The organism is Flagellimonas sp., from assembly GCF_965215805.1.
GTDB lineage: Bacteria > Bacteroidota > Bacteroidia > Flavobacteriales > Flavobacteriaceae > Flagellimonas.
Genome location: NZ_OZ244124.1, coordinates 3,381,803 through 3,407,930, shown reverse-complemented (window position 1 = coordinate 3,407,930; position 26,128 = coordinate 3,381,803). Strand labels below are relative to the sequence as shown.

The following is a 26,128-nucleotide window of genomic DNA, read 5'->3' as shown; positions in this document are numbered from 1 at the left end:
TGAGTTGAAAAAACTAATAAAGATTTTAAAGCGAATGTTGTTATCCATTGGAATACTAATTGCTCTTTTGGTAATTGCCTATCTGGCTTTTGTTAACTTTTATCCCTCCTTCGGGGGTGACGTATCCGAAGAGCGTCAAAAACAATATGCATATTCACCTCAGTTTAAGGACGGAACCTTCAAGAATAAAAAGGACGTACCCAAAGAAGCTAGTTTTGGGGAGATGCTGTCCATTGCCCGAAAGTTCTTTTTTCAGAAAGTTGAAAACGGAAGACCGGAAATGGAACCACCATTGCACAAAGTGGATTCCCTTGAAATTGTTTCGCAAACCAAAGGTACCCAGTTGATTTGGTTTGGACACTCAGCCTTTCTGCTGCAGATGAGTGGCAAAAATATCCTAATAGACCCTATGTTGGGTGCAGTGCCAGCGCCACATCCCATGATGGGCTCCAAACGTTTTAACCCCGAGTTGCCCATATCCATAGAAAAACTCCCTAAAATTGACGCAGTCTTGATTTCACATGATCATTATGATCACTTGGATTACGAATCCATTAAAAAACTGAAGGATAAAGTTGACCGCTTTTATGTGCCCTTGGGTGTTGGCGTGCACTTGGAGGCATGGGGTGTTGCCAAGGACAAGATTGAGGAGTTGGATTGGTGGAAAGAAACATCCTTGGACGGACTGGATTTTGTTTGCACCCCCGCCCAGCATTTTTCGGGTCGAAAGATGAACAATGGTCAAAGTACCTTATGGGCTTCTTGGGTAATTAAGTCAGAGACAGAACGGATTTTCTTTAGTGGAGACAGTGGTTATTCCACCCATTTTAAGGAAATAGGGGAGGCCTACGGCCCGTTTGATTTTGCCATGCTGGAATGTGGGCAGTACAACAAAATGTGGCCGGATATCCACATGTTTCCTGAGGAGACCGCCCAGGCAGGAATAGACTTAAGAGCTGAAACCATAATGCCCATTCATTGGGGTGGATTTAAATTGGCTTTGCACTCGTGGACAGATCCCATTGAGCGTGTCACTAAAAAGGCCAAAAGTTTGGGTATTCCGTTGATTGCTCCGGAAATCGGTTCTATGATTGAGCTGGATTTGATTAAAAACCAGGAAGTTAAGCAGTGGTGGTAGAGCAAAATTGTGTGGATTGAGTTAAAATCCAAAAGTCGCAATCCAAAGTAGCTTCACTTCACGTATATAGGGCATCGCGCTTTATGGGAAATAGATCGCGAGAACACTAAACAACAAAATACCTATTCGCGTGAAACCAACCAGACAACCAAAATTCTTGGCGGTTTTACTTTTGGGGCTATTGTTTTCTTGGTCGATTCAAGCTCAAGAAAAACTGAGGTATACAGGCCCTTTTCAAGTAGCCAGCTTTGTAGGTGAGGTAGATTACACCTATCAGATTATTGACGGGGACACCTTACTCCAAGGTCCTTTTAGCATGAAGCGTTCCAATTTGGACGCCCTTTTGGACCAAAAAGACAAAACCTTCTCTTTTACCGGCGCTTTTGAAAACGGATTTCCCAACGGTCCATGGAACTTCCAGTTTGGAGAATTTGAATCAGACCAAAAAACCGAAGTGGTCGGATTTCAATATCGGGTCAATGTGGATGGGATCCAGCATCAGGCCCAAGGAGATATTCAAATGGGAAGACCAGATGGGCTTTGGATTATTTCCGAACAGCAAATTGAAGATTCAGAAGTTAAGGAAACCCTGTTCCGAAGCCAGATAACCTATAATAACGGTGTACCACAACAGAGTTTTAGAATTGAGGGCAAGCAAAGTACCTTGGTCGGTCGCTTTTTAAGGGATGGGCTGGCGCACGATAGCTGGACCTTGTTTGGGGATGAAAGCACAGAGACTTGGTCTTTTAACGAGGGCGTGCTTACCCAAATACGATTGGATGACACTACGATTGCTGTTTTCCAAGGTCCGTTCAAGGCCGCTAGAACCATTAATCTGGATAAGCGGTTCTCCAAAATTTTAAAGCTTCAATTGGAAAGGGAACAAGCTGAAGGATTAAGGGATGGAATCAACAAACTCCTGGCGGAAAATGCTGCGCACTATAAAAAATTGGATGATATCCTATCACAATTGGGCAAGTCCCAATTTTTACCCCTGTTTAAGGTAAAGGTTCCCTACTTTCCCTTGGATTCCTTGGAAAGAAATGGACTTGAGGCTATCCAAAAAGAGTATGGACATTCTTCCAAAGTGGCTAAGGGGTTATTGGAAAACACCCAGCTGAATCTGCTAAGGCGTTCGGATAGCGAAGCCCAGTTCTTGTATTCGGCAGTGGAAAAAATCAAGGCATCTTTCTTAGATCCACTGGATAAGGTTGTTCACTTTAGTGAGTTGGGAATCTTGGATTATTTGGATCGGGATTTACTTGCACAACGTTTGTTTCCAAATGGCAAACCTTCAACAACAATTGTCATAGACGAATCTGAAAGAACTTTTGAAGGCCCGAATGCCAATGACTTCAATTTTGAGGGCGAGGTGATGGAAGCCTTAGCTCAAATGTCATCTTATGCCAAAGTAAGTTTGGACCATATAGCCACCATTCTGTACGAAAAAGTAAAGAACGAGCAGCAGCAACAAGAATTTGTGGCCTTGGAAGAGCAGATGATAGCCCAAATCAATAGCCTAAACCAAATGGTGGATTCCTTGGATACTTCTGGAACCTATGGAACCGCCATTCTGCATATAAAGTCAATTGCGGAGAACAAATTAAATGCCTATTCAAGCTCAGCGGCTACTGAAGGAAAACTGGAAGAAGCCAAGCAATTGGTCCCTTGTCTGGAAACCCTTAAAAGTTTGTCCCAAAATTTGGCGGCCCTTCCGGAAAGGGAATTGGAAATTCAGGAAGCCTATAAGGATGCAGTTTGGAATCCTTTCATGGCCAATTTGATGGAGGAAGAAGTAAAGAAAAGGATTACTTCAGCCTATAGAAATGTCTTGATTCCATTCTTGGTGAATGAAGCCAGCGGTGAACTGAATTGCGATAAAGCGAAGAGCCTAGATCAGCTGTTTACTGCGCTTCATAAACGGATGTTGGAACTAAGGGAAGAAGACACCCATAAATTGGAACGTAAACTTCGCAAAGAAAAGAACCCGAATACCATTTTGGAATTGTTCAACCTTCAACCACTGGAAAACTAGCATGAAGTATTTTAGCAAACACTCCGGATGGATTGCGGCTTTATTGTTGGTAGTTTTCAACATACAAGCACAGGATGAACAGGTTTTACCTTCCGAATCCAAGTATAAAGACCCTACAACCAAGGTTTGGTTCAACACCTATGGCAATATCCGAATCTCAAAACGGTTATTTTGGGATGCCCAGACACATTTTCGTTTTGAGGAAACCGAGGACACTCCCTTTATAGGTCAGATAGGACAGATTTATAACCGACACGCCATTGGATACATCTACTCCAAAAAGGTGAATTTTAGCTTGGGTGGGGTGCTTAGGGTCAACTTCAATACGGATGAGGATTCCGATGATCGCCCTGTGGTTCCCGAATTCAGGATTTGGCACCAGTACCAATTTGCCATGCCGCTCTATAATTCCATGATTTATCATAGGTTAAGAATAGAGCACCGCTGGACCCAGGACTTTGCCGAAAACAGCGAATACATATTTAGAAACCGTTGGCGTTATATGTTTCGGGCCAAAATCCCGTTGAACAACTATAAGTTGGAACCGAAAACCCTATACGTTTCCCCAGAGGCAGAGCTTATTATGCAAAGCGGCAAGGCTGTCGTGGCCAGTCCCATGGAAGACCTGCGTTTGACTACCACTTTGGGCTATATTTTGACGCCCCGTTTGACCATTGCAGGTGGACTGATGTACTCCCAAGGGCAGACCCTTGACAATGGGGGAATCTACAAGCAAAGTTGGACTATGCGATTCCATGTTTACTTCTCACCGGATATCAGAAAAGTAAAAAATAAGCTTCCGGAGATCCATTTTGACGATTAGCAACGTATATGTTAGGAAGTCATTCAAATCCATCATGAAAAAAAGACTAAATCAACTCACCTACATCCTTTTTGGCCTTACCTTTTTGTTGGGCGGTTTTTATTTTCTGAAAACCAAGAATCTGCAAGAGGAATTGCTCATTAAAAACCAGGAGATTGAGGAATTGGCAAACGCTACGGAAATGGATGAGCCCAACTTATCTGAGATTGATGCCATGATTATAGATGGAGATGACTATTCCCAAGCCTTGGAGGCCTATCAAGAAAAATACGAAGAACATCTATTGTCCGAAGAGGCAGAATTGAAATTGCGAATCGCTTTGACGCAGAAAATGATGGCACTTAAAGCGCAGCCAAAGCAGAATGACGAAGTATTGGATTTACAGCATCAATTGGATTCGTTGACTACAATTCTTGAATCTGCACCTAAAGAGATTCACCAATATGACTCCCTTAATTTTGCTTTGGAAAAGTCCAAGGTTCAAATTGCGCGTATGCAAAAGCAATTGCGCAGAAAATCATCTGGAGAGTATCTTACGTTCACCAATAGCAAGGGAAGTTTAATGCACTACGTCGGTCAAGTAAAAGATGGTAAAGCCAATGGCTATGGCGTAGCCATATTAAACACGGGCAGCCGTTACGTAGGTGAATGGAAGGACAATCAGCGTCACGGGGAAGGGTCATTTTACTGGGCAGATGGACAGCATTACACAGGGTCCTACGTGAATGACAAGCGCTCAGGTAAAGGAACATACCACTGGCCCAATGGAGAAAAATTTGTCGGTCTATGGAAAGACGATGAACGCATGGGCGAAGGAGCTTTCTATGGTAAAAAAGGCGATATTGTGGCCAGCGGCGTTTGGGAAAATGATGAATTGGTCGTAACCAACAAGCCTTAAGAGTTTACTCTAAACATCCTGCAGTTTTCCTTTAATAGGAAATAGTAATCCTAACAGTTTAAAAATTTAAATGTAGGCTATTGATTTTTCATTTTAGCCATACGGGACTTGTTTCGGATTCATGAGGTTGACCAATGATATCCCGATAAAGTTCTGGCCTACGTGCATTTTTATACCTCCAACCGCCAGAAAGCGGGATTTTGTCTTTAGTGATTCGGGCTACTGTGATATCATCTTCAAACGATTTAACTTCTGATAATACCTCGCCGTACGGATCCAAAATCATGGAGTTGCCATTTTTTAAATGTTCACCATCGTATCCAATGGGATTTGAAAACGCATAATACACTCCATTGTCATATGCCCTGGCCGGAAGCCATCGCATTAACCAACCGCGACCCTTTGGACCATCGAATTCGACTCGTAGGGATGCTGGGTCTATATAACGATTTTTCCAAAACCTGTCCTCTACATAACCTCGCCCCGGCATATTGGAGGGCGTACAGCAGGTAACATGCGGTGCAAAAATCAGTTCGGCGCCCAAAAGGCTTGTTGCCCTTACATTTTCAATAACATTGTTGTCATAACATATCAGAATTCCGAATTTCCATCCCATTAGATCAAATACAGAGTATTCCGCGCCTGCGGCCATATGTTTACTTATAAAAGGATGTAGTTTTCTATACCTCGCAACAATACCGTTTTTGGTAACGCAGATATAGGTGTTGAAAATGCTGTCCCCTGACTTTTCCACCAAACCAGCTAGAATGGGAATGTCAAATTCAGTGGCAATCTGGATCAGTTCCGAAGTAGAAGAGCCGTTGGGAACTTCTTCTGCCAGCTCTATCATGTCTTTTCGAGAAAGATCTTTGGTAAACGTATAGGCTGTAACGCACATTTCGTGGAAGCTAATGATATCCGCGCCTTTGGATTTAGCCTTTTCGGTAAGCTTTCGAATTCGAGATAAATTATACACTTTGTCCCCATCTTTAGGCTGAAATTGTGCAACGGCAAGGTTTAGATTTTTCATTGTATTGAACTGTTTAAACCGCAATATTAGATTTATTACCCTCACCAAAATTGTACGAACCCGACAAATAATCCTAAGTCAGGCAAACAAGGTTGGTTGCCAGACGGTTAGTCTTGGCCACGTACTCTTTGGGAGTTAAGGAAGTAAAATCCTTAAAATCCCGAATGGAATGGGATTGGTCATAATACCCAGCTGTTAGTCCTATGGAAGTAAGTGTGGCGTAATCTGATTCTAGGTTCAAGAACCCCAAAAAGTTATGAAATCGAACAATCCGAAGGTACTCCCTGGGAGGCATTCCCAGATACTTTTTAAAAGCCCGCTGCAAGCTTCTTTCGGTATATTGGTAGCCTTTGGACAGTTGCCCAACTTTGGATTGACCCCTTGCATTTAGAATAGATTTTACGACTTCTGAAAATCGATAGTCCATGGGGTGGATGCCTTTTTGGATACAGCCCAGAAAATAAGCATCCAATAAGTCTACCTGCTGTTCGGCCTTGTAACAGGATTCCAATTGTTCTTGAAGTGTGGTAATTGATGAATCCAATACAGAGGTACCATATATGGTTTCCTGGCCCAATTCATAAGAGGGGATTCCGGTCAGCTGATAAAGTCCAGTAGGTTGAAATACCACTATGATTACCGAAAAATCCCCAAGCACAGCAAAGTTCTTGTTCGTTTTTATGCCACCAACAATAAAAGGGCCTCCTTGATTTTCAAATGAACCTTGGGCAAGTTTGGTTTCCCTCAATCTAAAGACCAAATTGGCATTCCCATCTGTAAAAAAGCGAAGCTGTTGCAAACCTACGGGACCCTGGACTCCATCAATAAAAAGGTAATGCTTGATTACTCGGGCCAGATGTTTGGATGGTGCTACTTGCATGCTATCGCAAAGTTAAAATAAACATTCAAGTGAAAAATATTGTTTTGTTATTGATATTCAGTAGTTTGGGTTTTATTCTACAGCATTTTTTCGTAACTTATAGAGGGACTTCCAAGAATGGTCCATTAATAAAAAACAGCGAAAAATGAACTTGCCACTATTCTTCAGTATTGTATTAGGTGTCATTCTCTTGGCGGGAATACGGATTGTTTTTGAATACAAGCGCGCCCTAAAATTTCGATTTGGGAAATATGTAAAAACCTTGCAACCTGGGTTCCGATGGATCATTCCCTTGGTTGAAACCATTCAGGTGGTGGATATTCGTGTAATTACTATCAATATATCATCCCAGGAGGTGATGACAGAGGATAATGTTCCCTCAAGTATTGACGGAGTAGTGTTTTTTAAGATCAATAATCCAGAAAAAGCGGTTTTGGAGGTAGAGGAGTACGATTTTGCGATTACCCAACTTTCGCAGGCAGCGCTTAGGGACGTTTGCGGAAAGGTGGAGTTGGATACCATTTTGTCCAAAAGGGAGGAAATGGGAAAAAACATAAAAAGTATTGTAGAAACCGAAACCCATCATTGGGGTATTGAAATCATTGATGTTAAGATTAAGGACATTCAGCTTCCTGAAAATATGAAACGAATGATGGCCAACCAAGCAGAGGCCGAACGTTCACGTAGGGCGAGGATTATTTTGGCCGAAGCAGAGGAGCAGGCAGCTGCCAAACTATTGGAGGCAGGGTTGCAGATAGATCGGTCGCCATCTGCCATCAAATTGAGATTGTATCAAACCCTTTCCAACATTGCTGCTGAGAAAAATTCGACCATTCTATTCCCTTTTCCAGAAGAGGTGCTACCCAGACAGACAGGACATTCAGAGTAGATCAAGCTGGATATTACCATCAATGTCCTGAAGTTGGCTATTAATCACTTCCCCAAGACCCAAGAATCGATACCTAACACCGACAACCCTGCCGACGCTTTGGTTGTAGCTTCCTGTGAAGAGGGATGCGTCTGCCGCAAAAATCTCGACCTGCTTATCCTTGACCCGAATTGTAATATCACGTGGCTGGGATAAATCAAGCCCCAATCCAGAAAGGTCGTGTTCTTTTCCGCTTAGGTATACATCGTTCATCATCACCCCCAAATCGGAACTGCAGCCGGGTATGGAAAAGGAAAACACCATCGCACCCTTGGTTCCCAATACAATCACATAGCTTTTCTGACATACGGCCCATTTATCCCGATACACATTTTGGAGGGAAGACCTAAGCACAAAATTATCTCCAGAAATCGAATCAAAATCCTGGACCAAATGGTAGGTGGTGTTTATGGGTTGTTCATTTTTGATTACTTCGTTATGGACGACTTTGGGAAACGAGAGTTTTCCATCATCGATTTCCTCAGCTGTTATATACTTGGGAATGGGTTGGTAATCCAAAGTACCCAACCACCCTTCGGATTTGATAAAGAGATCATGTTGCTTAATGGGCTTGCCATCCACCAAAAGTTTGGCCCTAAAATAGCCAGGAGAATAGTATTGGCCCGTGGCTTGGGTCTGTCCAGGTTTAAGACTTATGGTTTTGGTGGGATCCCAATACTGCTGAATGTGGATACTGTCTGAACTGATTTCACCTAAATCCAAATCGAAAACCACCGAGTTGGGAAGTCCTTTGGCTATGGGTTTGCTTTTGAATACGATGGATTCAGGATCAATGGTAGTGTTATCGTTACTGGTCCCTTTTAGGGAGAAAAACGAGATAAAGATCACAGTCATGACTGAAGCACTCAGCATGATCACACCAAGATTGGCATTGACCACCTTTAGCAACGGATGTTTTGTTTTGGATGGTGATGCACCCTTAAAATCCCGCCAATTTTCAAATCCTGCAAACTGGGCCAAAGTGTTTAATGTGGTTTTGCTGGGAGCACTCTGGTAATCGATTCGACCCCAAACCCGCTTTAAAGTAACCGGACTCAGCAGTACTTTGGTGCGCTGTTGAATGCGCTCGCTGAGCTCAATAAATACATCGTTGTGCCAATCTTGGGACGGGCCCCAACCTAGGCTTTCCTCAATTTGCAACAAACATTTCCGCACCAATTTTTCTTCCGGATACATGATTGGGATTTGTGGTGTAAAGATCACAAAAAATTCGCTGTCTGAACCGGAATGAATGAACTTGAACCAACTTGTTTTTGGATTTTGGCGCGCTTAAAGGAGCTTTGGAACATCAAAAAACATTCAGTCATGATTAAAACATTCCTATTGCCCGTTTTTTTATTGTTTAATCTCGTTTTTGTCCTCGGACAGAAGGTGGTTCCTTTGGATACGGTCCACTTGAAAGTCAATTCCAATTCCTTTATGTTCGAACAATTTAAGGGAGAGGAAACCATATATTTCAAAGGCGGTACCGTAGGTCTTAAGGATGTTTCCTTTTTGAATGGTACTATTGAATACGACATCTATATCACTGAAGACCGTGGTTTCCCTGGAGTATACTTTAGAATCAACGAGGATGATGCCGAGCAGTTTTACATCCGGCCACACCAATCCGGAAACGCAGATGCCAACCAAGCTACACCCGTTACCAACGGACTTGCCAATTGGCAATTTTACTTTGGCCCAAAATATTCCTTTCCGCATAAATACAACTTCGACACCTGGACGCATGTGAAGATTGTGGTCAATGACCGAAGGGCACAGGTATTTTTGGACCATTCAGAAACACCTCATTTATCTTGGCAGCTGTTCCACGAACCCAAAGCTGGAGAGGTCAGTTTTTCAGGCGGACTTTTCCGTGGCTTTCATATAGCCAATATCAAAATAGACCATCAAACACCAGTCATTGAGAATTTCAATCCAGGAACTCGGGAACCCATTGAAAATGTGATCAAGGAATGGACGGTTTCTGATAAGTTTGAGGAAAAGGAGTTGGACAATCTGGATAATATTGACGCCTTAATATCTCGCCTTAAATGGAACAAAAAGATATATGTGGAAGAAGGTGTTGCTGCAAATATAGCCAGGGTCGTTAAGCTTGATGGCGATGTTCCGGGAAATACGGTTATTGCCAAGTTGACCATTACTTCGGACAAAGATCAAATCAAACTTTTCGATTTTGGCTACAGCGACAGGGTGGTGGCTTTTTTGAACAACAAACCCATCTACAAGGGAAACAATCGCTTTCGAAGCAGGGATTATAGATATCTGGGCACCATTGGACTTTTTGATGCTGTTTATCTCGATTTAAAGAAAGGAAAGAACACCCTCCTGTTGGCTGTCTCCGAGGATTTTGGTGGATGGCTTGTCACTGGTAGGTTCATGGATTTAGAAGGGCTGAAAATCAAATAAATCAATCTTAAAACGCAATCATGAAATTAAAACTAAAATTGTTCAGCCTTTGTTTTGCCCTTACCGGGGTATGGATATCACATGCCCAAGATATGCTGGTGGCCACCAAGGTGAGTCAAAGGGCAAGCATTACCCAACGTATTGGCACCACGGATGTAACGGTAGTCTACCATAGCCCTTATGCCAAACAACGAACGATTTTTGGTGGCATTGTTCCCTACGATTTTGTTGTGGATGGGGTGGAATATCCATGGAGAGCCGGTTCCAATCAAAATACAACAGTAGAATTTACACACGATGTGAAAATCCAAGGTCAACCACTGGCCAAAGGAAAGTACGGACTGCACATTTTTGTAAAGGAAAACGAATGGGTTTTCATTTTTTCAAAGAATTCCGAAAACTGGGGAAGTTTCAGTTATAAGAAAGAAGAGGATGCCCTACGGGTGACGGCAACTCCTTCGATAAGTCCGTATCAAGAAAATCTGCGATACGAATTCAACGATTTGCAACCCCAGTCCGCCCATTTGGAATTAAAGTGGTCCACCGTAAGCTGCGGAGTTGAAATCTCCGTGGATGTCAATGCCAACGTGCTAGCGGACTTAAAGGTCAAAGAAGAAAAAACCGTGGACGATTACGTAAAAATAGCCCAATTGACAGTTGCTGTAGATCCCTCGAAGGTAGCAGAGGCATTGTCCTATGTAGACAAGTCCTTAGAAATTGGGGCAGAGTTCCGAAATACCATGCTTAAATCCCAGTTGTTGGCCCAACAGGGCAAAAATGCAGAGAGTAAAAAATATGAAGATCAGGCATTGTCTTTGGGGAAAGGGTTCCCTTATTTCTATTATTATCCGTTGAGCTTTATGTTGCTGGAAGGCGACATGCAAAAGACCTATGAACTCTTGTCGGAAATGCTTCAAAAGGAGCCCAACAATTGGATCGCCAATTTGGCCATGGGGGAATATTACATCAAAGCCAAAGATCAGGAAAAAGCGACCTTTCATTTTGGAAAGGCCTATGAATATGCAGGGGAGCGATCTAAAAATTACACCCGCTATATGTACCTGTCCAACAAGTTGATTCTGGAGCAATAGTTTTGTAACTTATTGGCTATCAATTCATCTTGTTGGCCATGATTAGGGCAGTTGTCATCTTGTTTTCTTTCCTGATGTCCCATGCATTGCTTGGACAAAACAACTATACGGCCCAAAGAAAGCAGATGGTGGAAACCCAGATAAAGGCTAGGGGCATAGATAACCTGGCCACACTTTACGCCCTTTTAAATGTACCCCGACACCTATTTGTCCCCGAGGATTTGAAAGCTTTTGCCTATAATGACAATCCTTTGCCTATCGGAAATGGACAGACCATTTCCCAACCCTATATTGTGGCCTATATGACCCAAGCACTACGATTAAGGAAGGACGATAGGGTATTGGAAATTGGAACTGGATCAGGATATCAGGCGGCGGTACTTGCCAAGATTGTGGATTCTGTTTATACCATAGAGATTGTTGAGGAGCTTGCCCAAATCGCCAAGCAGCGATTACGAAATTTGAACTATTCCAATGTTGTTGTAAGAAGAGGAGATGGCTATAATGGCTGGCCAGATAAAGCGCCTTTTGATGCCATCATGGTCACAGCGGGTGCTGAATACATTCCACAGCCTCTAATCGACCAGCTGAAAGTAGGAGGAAGGATGATCATTCCGGTCGGGCCACACAATCAAGTGCGGCAATTGGTCCTGATAACTAAAAAGAAAAATAAAGTGGTCAAAAGAAATGTGATGGCGGTACGCTTTGTTCCTTTTACACGGGAGGAGTGATATACTTCACCATAATTGATTTATTCAAACGTAGTTTAAATTTCAGTTAAACAAGTGTCATTGATTGAACGGATTATTTTATAACTTAACGCAATAAAACTAACTACTACTTGTTGTTTTGCCTTTAAAATCAGTGCATCGACCCAAGCTCACGACTGAGGATGCAAAAAGTCAACATGCGTCCAAATCTATTGGTGAGCCAAAATTTGAGGATTCCCAGTTATGGAAAGAATTCCAATCTGGAAGCGAAGCAGCATTTGCGCAAATCTATAGGGACAACGTTCCTTTACTCTACAATTATGGCCTAAAGTTGGTCAAGGACAAAAACTTGGTCAAAGACTGTATTCAAAATCTTTTTATAGAAATCTGGGATACCAAGCATCGTCTGGGAAACGTAAAGTCCATTAAATCGTATCTCATTAAATCGTTAAGGCGAAAGGTGATTTCGGAAACAGTCCGAAGCAGAAAGCTGTACGACAACGCAAAATTTACGATTGCTTCTGAACCAATTGTTCAGGCCAGGGCTCATAGCTTGGCAGAAAAGCAAGAATTTGATTTACAAAAACAGCATTTAAAAGAGGCTGTCAAAAAGCTTACGGATCGCCAAAGGGAAATCATCTACCTTAAATATTATGCCCTTTTAAGTTATGCTGAGATTGCGGAAATCATGTCGTTGAGCAACAAAGGAACGTATAAACTCATGGGAAGAGCGATACATTTTCTTAGAAAATATATGGGAGCTATCCCTTTGCTGATAGTGTCCGCTTTGCAGAATTGATTATCCCACCTTGTTATCCCACTCCTTTTTTTACTTTAATTGAGTTAAACTAATTAACTGTATAACAGATATTTATGTTTTCCATTGAAAAATTTCTCATTTTACATGGGGTACTAATCGCATTTTCGCTCTCTTGTTAGAAAACAACAGATTCTTTCTGCTTGATTCAAGATTAAATGAAGTACGCCAACTACACCGAAGAAGATTTCATCAAAGACGAGTACTTTCAAAAATGGGTGCTGAACCCAGATGAAATGACATCCAATTTTTGGCAGAATTGGATGACCGCCAATCCAGAGAAAAAAGAACTTGTCCAAAATGCGATACGATTCATACAGCTTATGGATTTTGACGAGGAAAATCTCACCGATGACGATTTTGATACCATGTGGCAAAATGTTATCCAACGGCGTAGGGATGGGGACAGGGTATTTGTTCCAAGACCATCTAGGGGATCAAAAAGGGGCTATGTGCTAAAAATAGCCGCTGTTTTTATCGGTTTGTTGGCAACCTCCTATATGGTGTATCAAATCGGATTGTTCAACAAGCAGGAGCAGGTGATAGAGTCAGATACCCCAGTGATTACCTTGGAGTTGGAAGATGGAACCATTAAGGTTTTGGACGATACTTCTTCAGGAATTATAACCAACACCAAAGGAAACCAAGTAGTTAACCAAAAGCAGAACATGCTTTTGTACAACAACGAAGGCAAGCAAGAAGCGGAAACACTTACCTATAACCAACTTTCCGTTCCCTATGGCAAAAAGTTTGAGTTGCTACTTTCTGATGGCTCCCATGTCTTTTTAAATTCTGGGTCAAAACTCAGATACCCTGTAAGCTTTTTAAAAGACAAACCCAGGGATGTTTATCTGGATGGGGAAGCCTATTTTTCTGTGGAAAAGGATCAGGCTAGACCCTTTACGGTGATAACGGATGACATGAACACCAGCGTTTATGGGACAGAATTCAATGTTTCCAGTTACAAAAATGAAAACAATACTTCCACGGTGTTGGTGGAGGGTAGCGTCGGTGTATACAAATCAAACAATGCTGAAGGGCAAAAACCCATTACACTGGTTCCTGGGGGGCGAGCTGTTTTTAAAGAGGGAGCCATAGCAGTGGATCAGGTGAATGTTCAGAAATATACCGCTTGGACCAAAGGAGAACTCTTTTTTGTGGATGATCGCTTTGAGTTGATCTTAAAAGAATTACAACGACATTTTGATGTAACCATTTCCAATGAATACCATAAGTTGGATGCAAAAAAGTTCACAGGGACTTTCTCCAAAGAATCATTGGATCAAATACTACGAATTTTTCAGGAGCATACTCCGTTTACCTATACCATCAATCAGGACACGAACACTATTATAATCAACAAGGAACAGGAAATTTTGTAGTGCTATTTCAGCGCACAAGAAAAGAGCTGACAAAAAACAACTAAAACTACTATCTATGAATTGAACACCCTAAGAACCAAAAAATCGGAAAGTGTTCCCGCACTTCCCGATTAAGATTTGATCTAAGTCGTAAGAATCAACAAAAATCAAACAAAATTATGAAAAAACTAATGAACTCATTGGTGAGATGTTCCCGCGTCTTACCGAAACTAGATCTCAAAATGAAATTTTCACTCTTGTTTTTCATGGTGGCCCTTTTTCAGCTAAAGGCAGAACCGAATTACTCGCAAAAAGTCAAGATTGATCTAGATTTAAAAGATGCTCCTATCTCCAGGATTATTGAGGAGATAGAATCCAAAACCGAATTTAAGTTCTTCTATAGCAGGGAGGAGCTGAATTTGGATCGGAAAATTGACATTAAGGTCAAAAGACAAGAGATACGCAAGGTGCTCGGTAAGCTCTTTCCTTATGGCAATGTCCTTTACAAAATAATTGATCGTCAAATCGTATTGACGAGGAACCAAGACGATGCGCCGACACCCAAGGCTCCAGCTCCAAAATTGGAATTACAACAAACGTACAGCCTTTCTGGTACCGTAACCGATGAAATAGGGGATCCGCTTCCAGGTGTTACAGTACAGATTGAGGGAACCAATCAGGGAGCGATTACGGACTTTTCAGGAAATTACGTGTTGCAGGCAGACCTTGATTCAGGCGACTACGTACTTATTTTTAGGTCGTTGGGCTTCACCACCCAAGAAATTACGGTGACCTTGGGCTCTCAAACCGACGTTACGAACGACGTTACCTTAGGTACCGACATTTTGGGCTTGGACCAAGTAGTAATTACGGGTGTAGGGGCTTTGACCGCCAAAAAGCAAATTGGTAACACCATTTCAAGTGTTGAGGGAACCGATATTGCAGCTTCAGGCGCTGTTGACATTACAGGGGCGCTTTCCGGTAAGCTAGCAGGGATTCAGGTGTCCCAAAACTCTGGAGATCCTGCGGCGGGTATCAGTGTTAGGTTGCGAAGTGCCAGTACCGTTAATGGTAGTTCCGACCCGTTGTACATTATTGATGGGGTTATTGTAAACAATAACTCTACCAATGTTTTGGATGTGACCAGTGTGGTACAGAACCGACTATCGGACATCAACCCTCAGGATATTGATAGGGTGGAGGTCATTAAGGGAGCCGCTGCTGCTGCCATCTACGGTTCCAGAGCGAGCAACGGGGTGGTTCAGATTTTTACCAAAAAAGGAAGATCAGGGAAACCCGTAATCAAGGTGGCCACCAGTGTCAATTTAAATTACCTGAGGAAGAAAAGGGAGTTTAATGAAGAACCCTTGGACTGGACATCCACCGATATCACGGACCTCAGTACAGAATCGGTTACTCGTTATGACTATCAGGACATGGTTTTTCAAAATTCCACTGGAACGGACAATTATGTTTCCATTTCGGGAGGTAATGAAAACACCGATTATTTTGCCTCGCTTTCGTACTTAAAGAACGAGGGAATCATGAAATCCACCGATTATGAAAGGGAAGGTGGTAGAATTCGCATCAATCAAAAATTTAATGACTGGGCATCTGCATCCGCTGGAATGTACTTTTCCACAAGCCACAGTAACGATGTCCCCAACGGAGGGTACGGCTTTGGGGTTTTGCAGACCATTCTTTTTACGAACAACACTATAAATCCAGCACCTGATGAAAACGGGAACTATCCCCAGATGACCTTTTACCCCAACATTCTGGAGTATTTGGAAACTTTCGATTTTCAACAGACCAACAACAGAACGATCAGTGATCTGCAAATCAATTTATCGCCAACCAAAGACCTTAAGATTAATTACACCTTGGGGTATGATAATGCAGAATCCAGAGGAACGAGGTATGTGCCCATTGGAACCACAACTGTGCCGTTGGGTAGTGCCAGTACCACCACGATCAGCACCAAGCTGTTCAACAGCGATTTGAATGCTTCTTATGATAAATTGATTTCAGACAATCTGAAATCAACCACCACAGCTGGTTTCTCTTGGCAGGCCGATGAAAACATCCTTCGTTCCATACAAGGAACAGGATTGGCCTTGGGCGTGCGAACCACCAATGGGGCGGCTTCCATCACCACCAATGAAAACCGCAGTGAGCGAACCTTCTGGGGAGGTTTCTTGCAGCAGACCTTCGGGCTGGACAACAAGCTCTTCCTTACAGGTGCTATCCGTTTGGACGGATCTTCGGTATTTGGAGCGGACGAGCGCAACCAATTTTATCCTAAGGCGAGTGCATCCTATCTAATTTCGGAAGAGGATTTTTGGATTGATAATCTGTCCAACGTGTTCAACAGCTTTAAGCTGAGAGGGGCATGGGGGCAGGCCGGTAACCTTACCGCCATTGGTCCTTTTGACAGATTGTCCAATTATGCCGCCATCAGCATTGATGGAAATTCAGGTTTAATTGCGCCAACCCGCCTGGGTAATCCAGATCTAAAACCAGAACGCCAAACCGAGCTGGAATTTGGTGTGGACATGGCCTTGTTTGATAATAGAGTGGGGTTGGAGCTAACCTATTACAAGCAAGATATTGAAGATCTTTTGTTGGCCAGGACCTTGTCTCCAAGTACAGGGGCAGGATCAAGGGTTGAAAATATTGGAACCATGACCAACCGAGGGTTTGAGGCCATGATCACGGCAACCCCTATCCAGACCAACAATTTTAGCTGGTCCATAACCGGAACCTATTCCTCCAATAGAAATGAGGTGAATGATATAGCCGGGGAGCAGTTTGGCATCGGGAATTTTGGATTCTCCGTTGCAAAGAACGGACAGCCTTTAGGTGTGTTTTACCAAGGCTTTTATGCCAGGAATCCTGATGGCAGTTTGCTCTTGACTCCTGAAGGATTGCCGCAACGGGAGAAAGGTAGTTTTGATGCTGACGGGAATCCTGTTCCGGAAAGGGACGCTAACGGACAACCTAGCGGTGCTAACCTAAGTAAGGTGATCGGGGATCCCAATCCAGATTTCATCGCTTCCCTGATCAATGAGTTGAAGTACAAGGATTTCTCCTTTAGAATGCAGTTGGATGCCGTTCAAGGAGTGGATATTTTGAGCTGGGATCAGCGGATGTTCTATCGCTTTGGAGGTGGCCCTGCCACAGCCGCAGAATTGCGGGGTGATGCAGTAAGGGGAACCGGAAGTGCCAATTTTGGTATCGCGGAATCCTATATAGAGGATGGTTCCTACATCAAGCTTCGGGAGATTTCCTTGGGCTATTTGTTGCGTGAGCCATTTACGGGAGTGGAAAGTTTCCAATTCTCCTTGACCGGACGGAACCTGTTCTCCATTGATGACTTTTCGAGTTATGATCCTGAGGTGAACATTGATGCCCAAAGCAATGGATCCAGAGGAGGGATTATGGGATTGATTCCCATCCCAGCGGTCATCAGGTTTGGTATAACAGCTACATTCTAATCCAAAAAATTGAAAGATGAAAAATATCAAGATATATACTATAGTAGGTGCTTTTCTAGTCGTTGCGGGTTTGTTTGTAGCCTGTGACACAGAATTTGAGAATCCCAATAACCCAACAGAAGATGTGGTCTTGCAAACCAAGGACGGACTCTTTGCCTTGGCCACGGGAATTAGACAATATTATTCCGTAACCGCATTGCGACAAGTGGTTGAAGCCCCTGGGATTACCACTAGGGAGCTTGGTGTTACCAACACCTTTTTGAATATTAATGAGTTGGCCAAAGGTGGGGCGGAACTACCTGCGGAAAGTGGTGGTATCACCAATCCTTGGGTGAATTTGCTAAGAGCCAAGGGAATGGCCGAATCCTTGATCGAGGGTGCCAATACCGTGGAACTCACAGCAGGTACCCGAAGTGGACTTCTGGCCTATGGCAATCTGTTCAAGGCCATGTGTTTGGGAGCCATGGTTCAGATGTTTGAGGAAGTGCCCATCAACAATGCCGCGGACGGCGCGGCACCTTTTAGTGATCGGGCTGCAGTGTTGGCGGAGAGCATAGCACTTTTGCAGGAAGCAAGGGATGAATTAGCAGGAACCGCAGTTTCAGATGATTTTGCATCCGCTGTTTTGTGGACGGATTTGAGTTTGACCAAGGTTATTAATGCACACCTGTCCAGATACCATTTATGGGCTGGGAATTATGCGGAATCCATAGCTGCTGCAGATGCAGTTTTGAACGATAGCGATGCCACCAATTCCATGTGGATTTTTGATGCCAACAACCAAAATCCCATTTGGAACAGAACCGTAAACTCTACGGATTTAAAGCCACAGACCAATTTTGGTTTGTTGGGCGCTTTTGTTCCAGAAGTGGGTGACGGGCGCATTGCCTTTTACTTAGGTGCTGATGCTGGCTTTGCCAATGACGATGCTGGAGGGCAGGCCATTAGCGAGATGTTGGGCTTTGCAGCCACCAATACGGCTCCGTTCCCTATTTATCTGCCTGGGGAAATGATACTGAACAAGGCGGAAGCCTATGCCAGACAAAATCAGCTGGGTAATGCAGTGACCCAAATCAATCTAGTACGTCAAAAAACAGACGATCCATTGGGGGTGAATGCCAACCTTCCTGCTTGGGGAGGAGACGCAGGAAGCCAATCCGAAGTAATGGATGAGATATATAAGAACCGGGCTATAGAATTGTTCTTGACCGGATTACGTTGGGGAGATCACAAGCGATTTTATCCAGATTTCTCCGTTCCGCAGGCGGCCAATACCACCAACGAGCGAAACAGGAATTTTTATCCATACCCAACCATTGAAAGGGAGAACAATCCGAACACACCGGCAAACCCTTCGATTTAAGAAAGATAAGTTTTGAGTAGTTAGTTTAGTTACTGTGCGGGGGCAACGATCCAGTTGTCCCCGTACAATTCCTGACTACACTAAACTGAATTCAACCAAAACAACGAACAAATGAAAGTCTTATCAGGTCTTGATGTTCTGACCCGGGACAAAAGTCTTCAGCAACAATATAAGGGCAAGGTGGCCCTGCTGTGCCATAACGCATCCGTGGATAGCACCTATACCCATGCCACCATTCGGTTTAAGGAAATGTTTGGCCCCCGATTTATAAAACTGTTTGGCCCCCAACATGGTTTTTCTACTGATGTACAGGACAATATGGTGGAGACCGACCATACCATACATCCCTATTTTCAAATTCCGGTTTATTCCCTCTATTCGGAAACGCGGATTCCAACGGATGAAATGTTGGAGGACATTGACCATATCTTTGTGGATCTACAGGACGTAGGCTGTAGGATCTACACTTATATCTACACACTTACCCTTTTGTTGGAGAAATGTGCCGACAAGGATATTCAGGTAATCGTACTGGATCGTCCCAACCCCATTAACGGGGAAGATATGGAGGGGAATCTGGTGGAAGCTGATTTTGTTTCCTTTGTGGGACTGCATCCCCTGCCCATTCGCCATGCACTCACCATAGGTGAGGTGGGGTTGATGCACCAAAAACTGTGGGCCAAGAAGAAAGCAAAGCTTGAGGTGATTCAAATGAAACATTGGGACAGGGCCATGTATTTTGAGGATACCGGCCTGCCTTGGTTTTTACCATCGCCTAATATTGCAAGGCCTGAGAGCACCATCACCTTTCCAGCCACGGTTTTTTTGGAGGGTACCCAGCTGAGTGAAGGTCGCGGTACCTCGCAGCCCTTGGAGATTGTGGGACACCCAAAAATTGAACCTTATTCTTTATATGACAACCAAATTTCCAAAAGCATAAAGGCATCCAAACTACAAGGATTTGAGCTGAGGCCCATAACCTTTTTGCCCACCTTTCAAAAACATGGGAACACGGTCTGCGGCGGGTTCCAAATTCATGTGACGGACAGGAAGACCTTTAAACCCTGGAGGGTAGGGCAGTTTGTGATCAGGGAGTTGTACCATGTGCTTGGGGAGGATTTTAAATGGAAACAGCCGCCTTACGAATACAACTATGACCAAAACCCCATAGATGTGATCAACGGTACGGACAAGCTCAGAAAATGGGTGGAACGCAATGATTCTGTTGCGGCGCTTGATGCTTTTGAACACTTGGAAGAGTACAAAAAGAGTTTTGAGGCCATCAAGCTGTATTAACAAATGATCATGGTTGGTAGGTGCGGGTAAAGGCCTTATCTTTCCATTGGCAAGAATCCAAATAACCCTTTTGCAGACCATGACATATTCACCCAAAGATGGATTTCCGTATTATCTGGATCTGGCTGGCAATTCCGATTGCCAGACCCTTTTTGCATCAACGGCCACGCTCTCATTTTTGGAAACGATCAGTGAGGAAAAGTCCACCTTCCGGTATGCGCCGGGCAAATGGAGCATCAAGCAGGTAGTGGGGCATATTGTGGATCATGAACGGATCAAAATGAGCCGTGCCTTTTGGTTGAGCCGTAACCAACAACTGCAACTTTGGGGGTATGATCAAGAGGCTTTGGTGCAAAACGCTAGGTTTGCTGAACAATCCTTCCAAGAACTGCTTACCGATTACAAAAATGTGAGAAAGGCCAGTCACAGTTTTGTGTGTTCCCTTTCCACAGAGCAACTGCAAATCAAGGGCAAGGCCAAGAATCAGGAGATATCCCTTTCCGATTTTCTACGAACCATTATTGGGCACGAGTTGCACCATATCAACATTCTAAAAGAAAAGTATCTGTAGCGTCTTTTGGGCTGCCATTGACTGCGGAAATATGCTTAATTTCAAGCGACGTTTTCAAATGGGAAAATTATGGGTGCTACACGAATCTTGATTGCCGGAATAGGAGGGGTGGGCGGCTTCTTTGGAGGCCTGCTAGCCAAACAGTTTGAGCATAGCCCGAGGGTAGAGGTGAGCTTTTTGGCTCGAGGTGCCCATTTAGAGAAAATCCAGGAGGCTGGCTTAAAGGTTATTGAGAGCGAGGAACAATTTGTGGCCGTTCCTAAACTGGCCTCGGACAATGCCAGTGAAATAGGCGAGGTGGACTACATTATTGTCTGCACCAAAAGCTATGATCTGGAGCAGACCATAGAACAATTGGCTCCCTGTATTGGCCCACAAACGGTGATCTTGCCCCTGCTCAACGGGGTGGACTGTAGGGATCGCATCCAAAAATTGTTACCCAACAATTTGGTGTGCGATGGCTGTGTGTACATTATTGCCCGCCTGTCCCGCCCTGGGGTGGTGGAGAACCTGGGTAACATTAAAAAGCTGTTCTTTGGGATGGAAGGTGGCTCCGATGCCCGACTATATGCCCTGGAGAACCTATTACGAAAGGCTGGGGTAGCGGTGACCCTGACCCCACATATTGAAAAGGTGATCTGGGAAAAGTTTGTCTTTATCTCCGTAATGGCTACGGCCACCACTTATTTTGATGCCCCTGTGGCCCCCATATTGGCGGATACCGACAAACGAAACACCGTAATAGCCCTGGTAAACGAAGTGGCCCAAGTGGCCCAGGCAAAGGGCATTACCATCTCCAGCAATATGCCCGAAAAAGTATTGGCCAAACTGGAAAGCCTGCCCGGTACGGCAACCTCTTCTTTACACTCCGATTTCCAAAACAAAAAAGCTTATACTGAAGTAGCGAGCTTAGTAGGTTATGTGGTTACCGTAGCACAACACTTTAGTGTTGGGGTGCCAACTTACCAGAAATTGTATACAGAAATCCAAGGAAGAGAGTAGTATGTTGGTTCAGCACTAGTGGTCACAAAAAACCTTGCACTTGTATTTCTGGCATATATTTTGTACGTTTACATGTACAAAATTATGTACATTTTAATCCGTTCTCATGAGAGCCATAACCATATCCGCTTTGCGAAAAAACATGAAGAAGCATTTTGACTTCGTCTCCAAATCTTTGGAGATCATTGTGGTGCCCAGAAGCAAAGAGGAAGATGCCGTGGTGATCATGCCGATCAGTGAGTACAATGCGCTGAAGGAAACGGAACATTTATTATCCACAAAGGCCAATAGGGAAAGGCTTAGGGAATCTATGGAACAAATAAATAATGGGGATTTGATCCAATACAACGAAGACGAAATTGAAGCCACCCCTGAATGAATATTAGTTTTACCGCCCACGGATGGGAAGATTTTGGCTATTGGCTGGAAACCGATACCGATACCGCCATCAAAATAAAGGAGCTTATTAGATCCGTAAAACAAAACCCTTTTAAAGGGTTGGGCAAGCCCGAGCCGTTAAGGCACGGGCTAAAAGGTTTTTGGTCTAGAAGAATTACCGGAGAGCACCGATTGGTATATAAGGTAACCGGCAAAAAGGGGGTTGACCAACAATGTACTATCATCCAATGCAGGTTTCATTATGATGAGAAATAGGGCACTACAGATTGTCATTCCTGCGACCGCGTGCCGCCAAAAGCTTTAGCGGTGGCGCAAAGCAGGAATCCATTGGAATAAGGTTTGGATTCCGCATCCCGTGCGGAATGACAATGGGCCTCCTAAAAAGTTTATCCCAAATGGCCACCTCTTCTTTACATTCTGATTTCCTAAACAAAAAAGCCGATACTGAAGTGGAGAGCTTAGTAGGTTATGTGGTTGAGGCGGCGGAAAACTTAGGCGTTGAGGTGCCAACCTACCAAAAATTGTTTACTGGGATTTAAAAGGACATTATTGTAGGAAATATTGGATAAATGAATAAGGGTTCATGGACTGGAGGAGTGTGATGTATTAGAGGACTACATATTTGTAGGAATTTTATATCTTTGGATTTACCTGACCAAATATGAATAATCCTTCCACAAACACTTTAGACGAAAGAGTATCTTGTGAACCGTTTCTTCGTTGGGCCGGTGGTAAAAGATGGCTTTTAAAGGATTTGACACGGTTTCTACCTGAGGGTGGATTCAACAACTATCATGAGCTATTTTTAGGTGGAGGAGCAGTGTTCTTTCATTTACAGCCAACAAAAACTTCGTTTCTTAATGATTTTAATCCTGAATTGATTCACACATATGAATGCGTAAAAGATGATGTTGAAAAAGTCTTAGAACATCTTAAAATGTTCAAAAACACTAAGGAGAATTATTATGAGGTAAGGGCGAAAAAATTTGCAGATGACTTTAAAAAAGCAGCGAAATTCATTTATTTGAACCAAACCTCTTTTAATGGCATTTATCGGGTAAATCTTCAAGGGGAATACAATGTGCCATACGGCTTTAGAACAAAAGATTTCATCGAAGAAGAAAACCTAAAGTCAATAAATAAAGTACTTAAGAATACTACCTTAAGAAGCGATGACTTTGCAAATTGTCTTGATAATATTCAAAAAAATGATTTAGTTTTTTTAGACCCTCCATACACAGTTGCACACAATAACAATGGTTTTATTAAATATAACCAAAAACTATTCTCATTAGAAGACCAATATCGTCTTCACGGGCTGTTATCTAAAATTGATGAAATAGGAGCCTATTACATTCTTACCAATGCGGCTCATGACAAAATTCGAGAGATTTTTGGTGATTCTAAAGCAATTTATGAATTGAGCAGAGCTTCTCTGATTGGTGGGAAAAATGCCAAGCGCGGGCGATATAAAGAATTGCTCATAACGAATATTGATTAAATGGCATTTTTAAAACAATTTGAAATTGACCAATTCAAGGATAAACTCGTGACTGATTTATCCACGTTGGGGAAACTTTATAAATCTAAAAAAAACAAATATGTTACCAAAAGTGTTGATCACTCCTTGGTTGATGGTTTGTTGAAAGAAGGATGGGAAGAGTTTGGCAGGCCGATGAAAACGAAGACCAGACTTCGTAAGGCCAAACCCCATAATAAAAAATTTGAAGACGATATCTGGTGTCAATTTTATGAGCTTGGATATAGGACATTAAATTATGACGAAAATTTTCTATTGCCATATGGTAAAAACCCCGAAGATAAAAAGCAGATTGATGTCATTGCTGTAGACGAAGAAACAATCTTTTTGGTAGAATGTAGGTCAAGCGAAAAACCCAAAAAAATAAGTTCTTTAAAAACCGAGTTTGAAGGGTTGGAAATACGTTTGAATGGATTCAAAAAATCTCTTGAGCAAGCTTTTGGAAGAGGTAAAAAAATCAAGTATTTATTCGCTACTCGAAAATTGAGAATTTCAAATGAAAGTGTTGAAATAAAAAGACTAATTAGAACAAGATCTTTTTATTACAACGATAACACATATGAATACATTAATAGTTTAATAAAAAGCTATAAAAGCGCTGCAAAGTATCAGTTGTTTGGATTATTGTTTAAAAATCAACTTATAAATAATGACAAGGTGGAGGTTCCAGCGGTGGAAGGTGATATGGGAGGAAAAAAATACTACATGTTCTCCATAGAACCTCATCTTTTGCTCAAAATGGGTTTCATATTACACAGAACTAAAGCTAATGAGTCCGAGATGCCAACATATCAACGACTTCTAGTTCCAAGTAGATTAAAAAACATAAGCAAATTTATTAACGATGGGGGCTTTTTCCCAAACTCAGTAATCTTAAACTTTGCCCAACGAAAGCACAAAGTGGTTTTTGAAGGTTCAACTCGATCTAGTGATTCGAAGTCCCGTTTTGGAATGTTGAAAATCCCAAACGCATATGCTTTGGCTTATATAATTGATGGTCAACATCGAGTATATGGTTATGCCGAGACAGAATATAAGGAAAGCAATACCATACCAGTTGTTGCATTTTTGGATCTTACAGCTACAGAACAGTTGGAGATTTTTATGGATATTAACCAAAATCAAAAAGCTGTAAGTTCAAGTTTAAGACTAACATTGGAAGAGGATTTATATTGGAACGCTGATAGGGTTGATTCTAGGCTTAAGGCATTAAGGTCAAGTATAATTAAACAGCTTGCAGAAGATATAAATGGATCATTATATGCTAAAATATCCATAGGAGAGGATGCTTCGGAGCTTGCATTTAGACCGTTTGCAACCGCTCTTGTGAAATGTGGTTTGTTACCAGCGGCCAAAGGCAATAATTACATTCCGGAGACTACCGAGCCAAGTTTTTATGATATAAGTAAGTTGGATCATAATAAAGAGATGCTGGCATGTAAAAAGAAGGTTGTTGAATTTATCAACCTATGTTATGGCTATGTCGAGGAAGAATTTCCGGATATTTTTGAAAATGAAAACTATATAGTCTCCAACAGAGGAACTTATGCCTTTATTAGCTTAGTTGGTAGCTTAAATGTATTTGAATATGAAGAAAAAAACCTTACTAAAAACTCATCTCCAGAAAAGAGATTTGAAGCAATAAAGAAGTATCTATTTGCTTTATTGAGTAGTTTGCAAGTACTTAATGAGGAAGAAAAGGAGACAATGTTATCATCATATGGTTCAGGGGCTGATACAAGATGGTTTAGATTTTATCAAAAACTGGTAAATGACAACTTTTCGGAGTATGAACCTGATGAATTAATTGATTGGAAGGAAAGACAAGATGATTCGCTACAAGAAGAAGGACGGAAATATGGAGTTGCGATTGAACAACACATGAAAAAAGTGATAATTCAAAAGTTAAAACAAATATTCGGTGATAATTGGGACATTGAGATAGGGAAAATTCAAAGAGATTGTGAAGCAAGGGCAAAACAAGAGATAGAAAGAATGTACAAAGAGGGATTAGGGAGACAAGAAATGCATTGGACGGAAATGTTTTTTATTACCGACTACAAGGATATCATTAAAAAGTATTGGACTGTGAAACCGAACCAGATTCCTGAAGATTTCAAGACCTTTGAAAAAGAATTTTCCATAGATGTAGGTCTAGGTTTTCATAGCAAAGAAGAAAAAATTAAATGGATTTCGGTTTTCAATTCTCACCGAAACAGATGGGCGCACGAGGGAACCAAAACCAAAAGACTCAATAAAGATGAAGTCGGATTTCTGAAAACTATTTATGATTTTTTTCATAAAAACTAGAATATTCAA

Annotated in this window: 23 protein-coding genes; 20 read left to right on the top strand and 3 right to left on the bottom strand. The window is 42.4% G+C overall.

What is annotated here, in order from left to right:
• The first annotated feature begins 4 nt into the window (after positions 1–4).
• From ACOOE0_RS15030 to ACOOE0_RS15015, 4 genes are all read left to right on the top strand, one after another.
• Entirely contained in the window at positions 5–1,138 is a 1,134-nt protein-coding gene (locus ACOOE0_RS15030; protein WP_420399725.1) for an MBL fold metallo-hydrolase, read from the top strand.
• 130 nt (positions 1,139–1,268) lie between these two features.
• Complete coding sequence (locus ACOOE0_RS15025; protein ID WP_420399724.1) at positions 1,269–3,173, top strand: hypothetical protein; 1,905 nt, start codon at positions 1,269–1,271, stop codon at positions 3,171–3,173.
• 1 nt (position 3,174) lies between these two features.
• Positions 3,175–3,996 carry a DUF2490 domain-containing protein gene (locus ACOOE0_RS15020; RefSeq protein ID WP_420399723.1) on the top strand — a complete coding sequence of 274 codons (822 nt, stop codon included), beginning with the start codon at positions 3,175–3,177 and terminating at the stop codon, positions 3,994–3,996.
• 34 nt (positions 3,997–4,030) lie between these two features.
• On the top strand, positions 4,031–4,894 hold the full coding sequence (locus tag ACOOE0_RS15015; RefSeq protein WP_420399722.1) for a hypothetical protein: 864 nt from the start codon (positions 4,031–4,033) through the stop codon (positions 4,892–4,894).
• An 88-nt stretch (positions 4,895–4,982) separates the two neighbouring features.
• On the opposite strand, the gene ACOOE0_RS15010 is transcribed toward ACOOE0_RS15015, so the two are convergent.
• The gene (locus ACOOE0_RS15010; RefSeq protein ID WP_420399721.1) at positions 4,983–5,924 is read right to left on the bottom strand and encodes a nitrilase family protein; all 942 of its coding nucleotides are present in this window, start codon (positions 5,922–5,924) and stop codon (positions 4,983–4,985) included.
• Between the two features lie 73 nt (positions 5,925–5,997).
• Positions 5,998–6,804: an AraC family transcriptional regulator gene (locus tag ACOOE0_RS15005; protein ID WP_420399720.1), complete on the bottom strand. Its 807-nt coding sequence runs from the start codon at positions 6,802–6,804 to the stop codon at positions 5,998–6,000.
• Positions 6,805–6,949: 145 nt separating this feature from the next.
• On the opposite strand from ACOOE0_RS15005, the gene ACOOE0_RS15000 reads away from it, so the two are divergent.
• Positions 6,950–7,693 carry a slipin family protein gene (locus ACOOE0_RS15000; RefSeq protein WP_420399719.1) on the top strand — a complete coding sequence of 248 codons (744 nt, stop codon included), beginning with the start codon at positions 6,950–6,952 and terminating at the stop codon, positions 7,691–7,693.
• Here the strand turns inward: ACOOE0_RS15000 and ACOOE0_RS14995 are convergent.
• Entirely contained in the window at positions 7,685–8,929 is a 1,245-nt protein-coding gene (locus tag ACOOE0_RS14995; RefSeq protein ID WP_420399718.1) for a hypothetical protein, read from the bottom strand. The two genes, ACOOE0_RS15000 and ACOOE0_RS14995, sit on opposite strands and share 9 nt — an antisense overlap.
• A 129-nt stretch (positions 8,930–9,058) precedes the next feature.
• Between ACOOE0_RS14995 and ACOOE0_RS14990 the strand changes: the two genes are divergently transcribed.
• The 15 genes from ACOOE0_RS14990 (at position 9,059) to ACOOE0_RS14920 (ending at position 26,119) form a co-directional block, all read left to right on the top strand.
• Positions 9,059–10,162: a hypothetical protein gene (locus ACOOE0_RS14990; protein WP_420399717.1), complete on the top strand. Its 1,104-nt coding sequence runs from the start codon at positions 9,059–9,061 to the stop codon at positions 10,160–10,162.
• Positions 10,163–10,182: 20 nt separating this feature from the next.
• Positions 10,183–11,253 carry a DUF2911 domain-containing protein gene (locus ACOOE0_RS14985; RefSeq protein WP_420399716.1) on the top strand — a complete coding sequence of 357 codons (1,071 nt, stop codon included), beginning with the start codon at positions 10,183–10,185 and terminating at the stop codon, positions 11,251–11,253.
• A 38-nt stretch (positions 11,254–11,291) separates the two neighbouring features.
• Positions 11,292–11,984 carry a protein-L-isoaspartate(D-aspartate) O-methyltransferase gene (locus ACOOE0_RS14980; RefSeq protein WP_420399715.1) on the top strand — a complete coding sequence of 231 codons (693 nt, stop codon included), beginning with the start codon at positions 11,292–11,294 and terminating at the stop codon, positions 11,982–11,984.
• Between the two features lie 133 nt (positions 11,985–12,117).
• Complete coding sequence (locus ACOOE0_RS14975; protein WP_420399714.1) at positions 12,118–12,762, top strand: RNA polymerase sigma factor; 645 nt, start codon at positions 12,118–12,120, stop codon at positions 12,760–12,762.
• A 176-nt stretch (positions 12,763–12,938) separates the two neighbouring features.
• The gene (locus ACOOE0_RS14970) at positions 12,939–14,162 is read left to right on the top strand and encodes a FecR family protein (protein ID WP_420399713.1); all 1,224 of its coding nucleotides are present in this window, start codon (positions 12,939–12,941) and stop codon (positions 14,160–14,162) included.
• A 221-nt stretch (positions 14,163–14,383) separates the two neighbouring features.
• The gene (locus ACOOE0_RS14965) at positions 14,384–17,638 is read left to right on the top strand and encodes a SusC/RagA family TonB-linked outer membrane protein (RefSeq protein ID WP_420399712.1); all 3,255 of its coding nucleotides are present in this window, start codon (positions 14,384–14,386) and stop codon (positions 17,636–17,638) included.
• A 16-nt stretch (positions 17,639–17,654) separates the two neighbouring features.
• A complete protein-coding gene (locus ACOOE0_RS14960; RefSeq protein WP_420399711.1) occupies positions 17,655–19,001 on the top strand; it encodes a RagB/SusD family nutrient uptake outer membrane protein in 1,347 nt (448 codons plus the stop codon).
• 111 nt (positions 19,002–19,112) lie between these two features.
• Positions 19,113–20,297 carry an exo-beta-N-acetylmuramidase NamZ domain-containing protein gene (locus ACOOE0_RS14955; protein ID WP_420399710.1) on the top strand — a complete coding sequence of 395 codons (1,185 nt, stop codon included), beginning with the start codon at positions 19,113–19,115 and terminating at the stop codon, positions 20,295–20,297.
• A gap of 79 nt (positions 20,298–20,376) precedes the next feature.
• On the top strand, positions 20,377–20,868 hold the full coding sequence (locus ACOOE0_RS14950) for a DinB family protein (protein ID WP_420399709.1): 492 nt from the start codon (positions 20,377–20,379) through the stop codon (positions 20,866–20,868).
• A gap of 69 nt (positions 20,869–20,937) precedes the next feature.
• A complete protein-coding gene (locus ACOOE0_RS14945; RefSeq protein ID WP_420399708.1) occupies positions 20,938–21,870 on the top strand; it encodes a ketopantoate reductase family protein in 933 nt (310 codons plus the stop codon).
• 106 nt (positions 21,871–21,976) lie between these two features.
• A complete protein-coding gene (locus tag ACOOE0_RS14940) occupies positions 21,977–22,249 on the top strand; it encodes a type II toxin-antitoxin system Phd/YefM family antitoxin (RefSeq protein WP_420399707.1) in 273 nt (90 codons plus the stop codon).
• Positions 22,246–22,524, top strand: a complete 279-nt coding sequence (locus ACOOE0_RS14935; protein ID WP_420399706.1) for a Txe/YoeB family addiction module toxin — start codon at positions 22,246–22,248, stop codon at positions 22,522–22,524. Before ACOOE0_RS14940 ends, ACOOE0_RS14935 begins: the two co-directional genes overlap by 4 nt.
• A 140-nt stretch (positions 22,525–22,664) precedes the next feature.
• Complete coding sequence (locus ACOOE0_RS14930; protein WP_420399705.1) at positions 22,665–22,808, top strand: ketopantoate reductase family protein; 144 nt, start codon at positions 22,665–22,667, stop codon at positions 22,806–22,808.
• 122 nt (positions 22,809–22,930) lie between these two features.
• Positions 22,931–23,770 (top strand): DNA adenine methylase, encoded by an 840-nt coding sequence (locus ACOOE0_RS14925; RefSeq protein WP_420399704.1) that lies wholly within the window; start codon positions 22,931–22,933, stop codon positions 23,768–23,770.
• Complete coding sequence (locus ACOOE0_RS14920) at positions 23,771–26,119, top strand: DGQHR domain-containing protein (protein WP_420399703.1); 2,349 nt, start codon at positions 23,771–23,773, stop codon at positions 26,117–26,119.
• Positions 26,120–26,128 lie beyond the last annotated feature (9 nt).

Bases quoted from the DNA above. Each gene is read 5' to 3' on its own strand.
- ACOOE0_RS15020 (WP_420399723.1), top strand. From the start codon at position 3,175: ATGAAGTATTTTAGCAAACACTCCGGATGGATTGCGGCTTTATTGTTG.
- ACOOE0_RS15015 (WP_420399722.1), top strand. From the start codon at position 4,031: ATGAAAAAAAGACTAAATCAACTCACCTACATCCTTTTTGGCCTTACC.
- ACOOE0_RS15010 (WP_420399721.1), bottom strand. From the start codon at position 5,924: ATGAAAAATCTAAACCTTGCCGTTGCACAATTTCAGCCTAAAGATGGG.
- ACOOE0_RS15005 (WP_420399720.1), bottom strand. From the start codon at position 6,804: ATGCAAGTAGCACCATCCAAACATCTGGCCCGAGTAATCAAGCATTAC.
- ACOOE0_RS15000 (WP_420399719.1), top strand. From the start codon at position 6,950: ATGAACTTGCCACTATTCTTCAGTATTGTATTAGGTGTCATTCTCTTG.
- ACOOE0_RS14995 (WP_420399718.1), bottom strand. From the start codon at position 8,929: ATGTATCCGGAAGAAAAATTGGTGCGGAAATGTTTGTTGCAAATTGAG.
- ACOOE0_RS14990 (WP_420399717.1), top strand. From the start codon at position 9,059: ATGATTAAAACATTCCTATTGCCCGTTTTTTTATTGTTTAATCTCGTT.
- ACOOE0_RS14985 (WP_420399716.1), top strand. From the start codon at position 10,183: ATGAAATTAAAACTAAAATTGTTCAGCCTTTGTTTTGCCCTTACCGGG.
- ACOOE0_RS14980 (WP_420399715.1), top strand. From the start codon at position 11,292: ATGATTAGGGCAGTTGTCATCTTGTTTTCTTTCCTGATGTCCCATGCA.
- ACOOE0_RS14970 (WP_420399713.1), top strand. From the start codon at position 12,939: ATGAAGTACGCCAACTACACCGAAGAAGATTTCATCAAAGACGAGTAC.
- ACOOE0_RS14965 (WP_420399712.1), top strand. From the start codon at position 14,384: ATGAAATTTTCACTCTTGTTTTTCATGGTGGCCCTTTTTCAGCTAAAG.
- ACOOE0_RS14960 (WP_420399711.1), top strand. From the start codon at position 17,655: ATGAAAAATATCAAGATATATACTATAGTAGGTGCTTTTCTAGTCGTT.
- ACOOE0_RS14955 (WP_420399710.1), top strand. From the start codon at position 19,113: ATGAAAGTCTTATCAGGTCTTGATGTTCTGACCCGGGACAAAAGTCTT.
- ACOOE0_RS14950 (WP_420399709.1), top strand. From the start codon at position 20,377: ATGACATATTCACCCAAAGATGGATTTCCGTATTATCTGGATCTGGCT.
- ACOOE0_RS14945 (WP_420399708.1), top strand. From the start codon at position 20,938: ATGGGTGCTACACGAATCTTGATTGCCGGAATAGGAGGGGTGGGCGGC.
- ACOOE0_RS14940 (WP_420399707.1), top strand. From the start codon at position 21,977: ATGAGAGCCATAACCATATCCGCTTTGCGAAAAAACATGAAGAAGCAT.
- ACOOE0_RS14935 (WP_420399706.1), top strand. From the start codon at position 22,246: ATGAATATTAGTTTTACCGCCCACGGATGGGAAGATTTTGGCTATTGG.
- ACOOE0_RS14930 (WP_420399705.1), top strand. From the start codon at position 22,665: ATGGCCACCTCTTCTTTACATTCTGATTTCCTAAACAAAAAAGCCGAT.
- ACOOE0_RS14925 (WP_420399704.1), top strand. From the start codon at position 22,931: ATGAATAATCCTTCCACAAACACTTTAGACGAAAGAGTATCTTGTGAA.
- ACOOE0_RS14920 (WP_420399703.1), top strand. From the start codon at position 23,771: ATGGCATTTTTAAAACAATTTGAAATTGACCAATTCAAGGATAAACTC.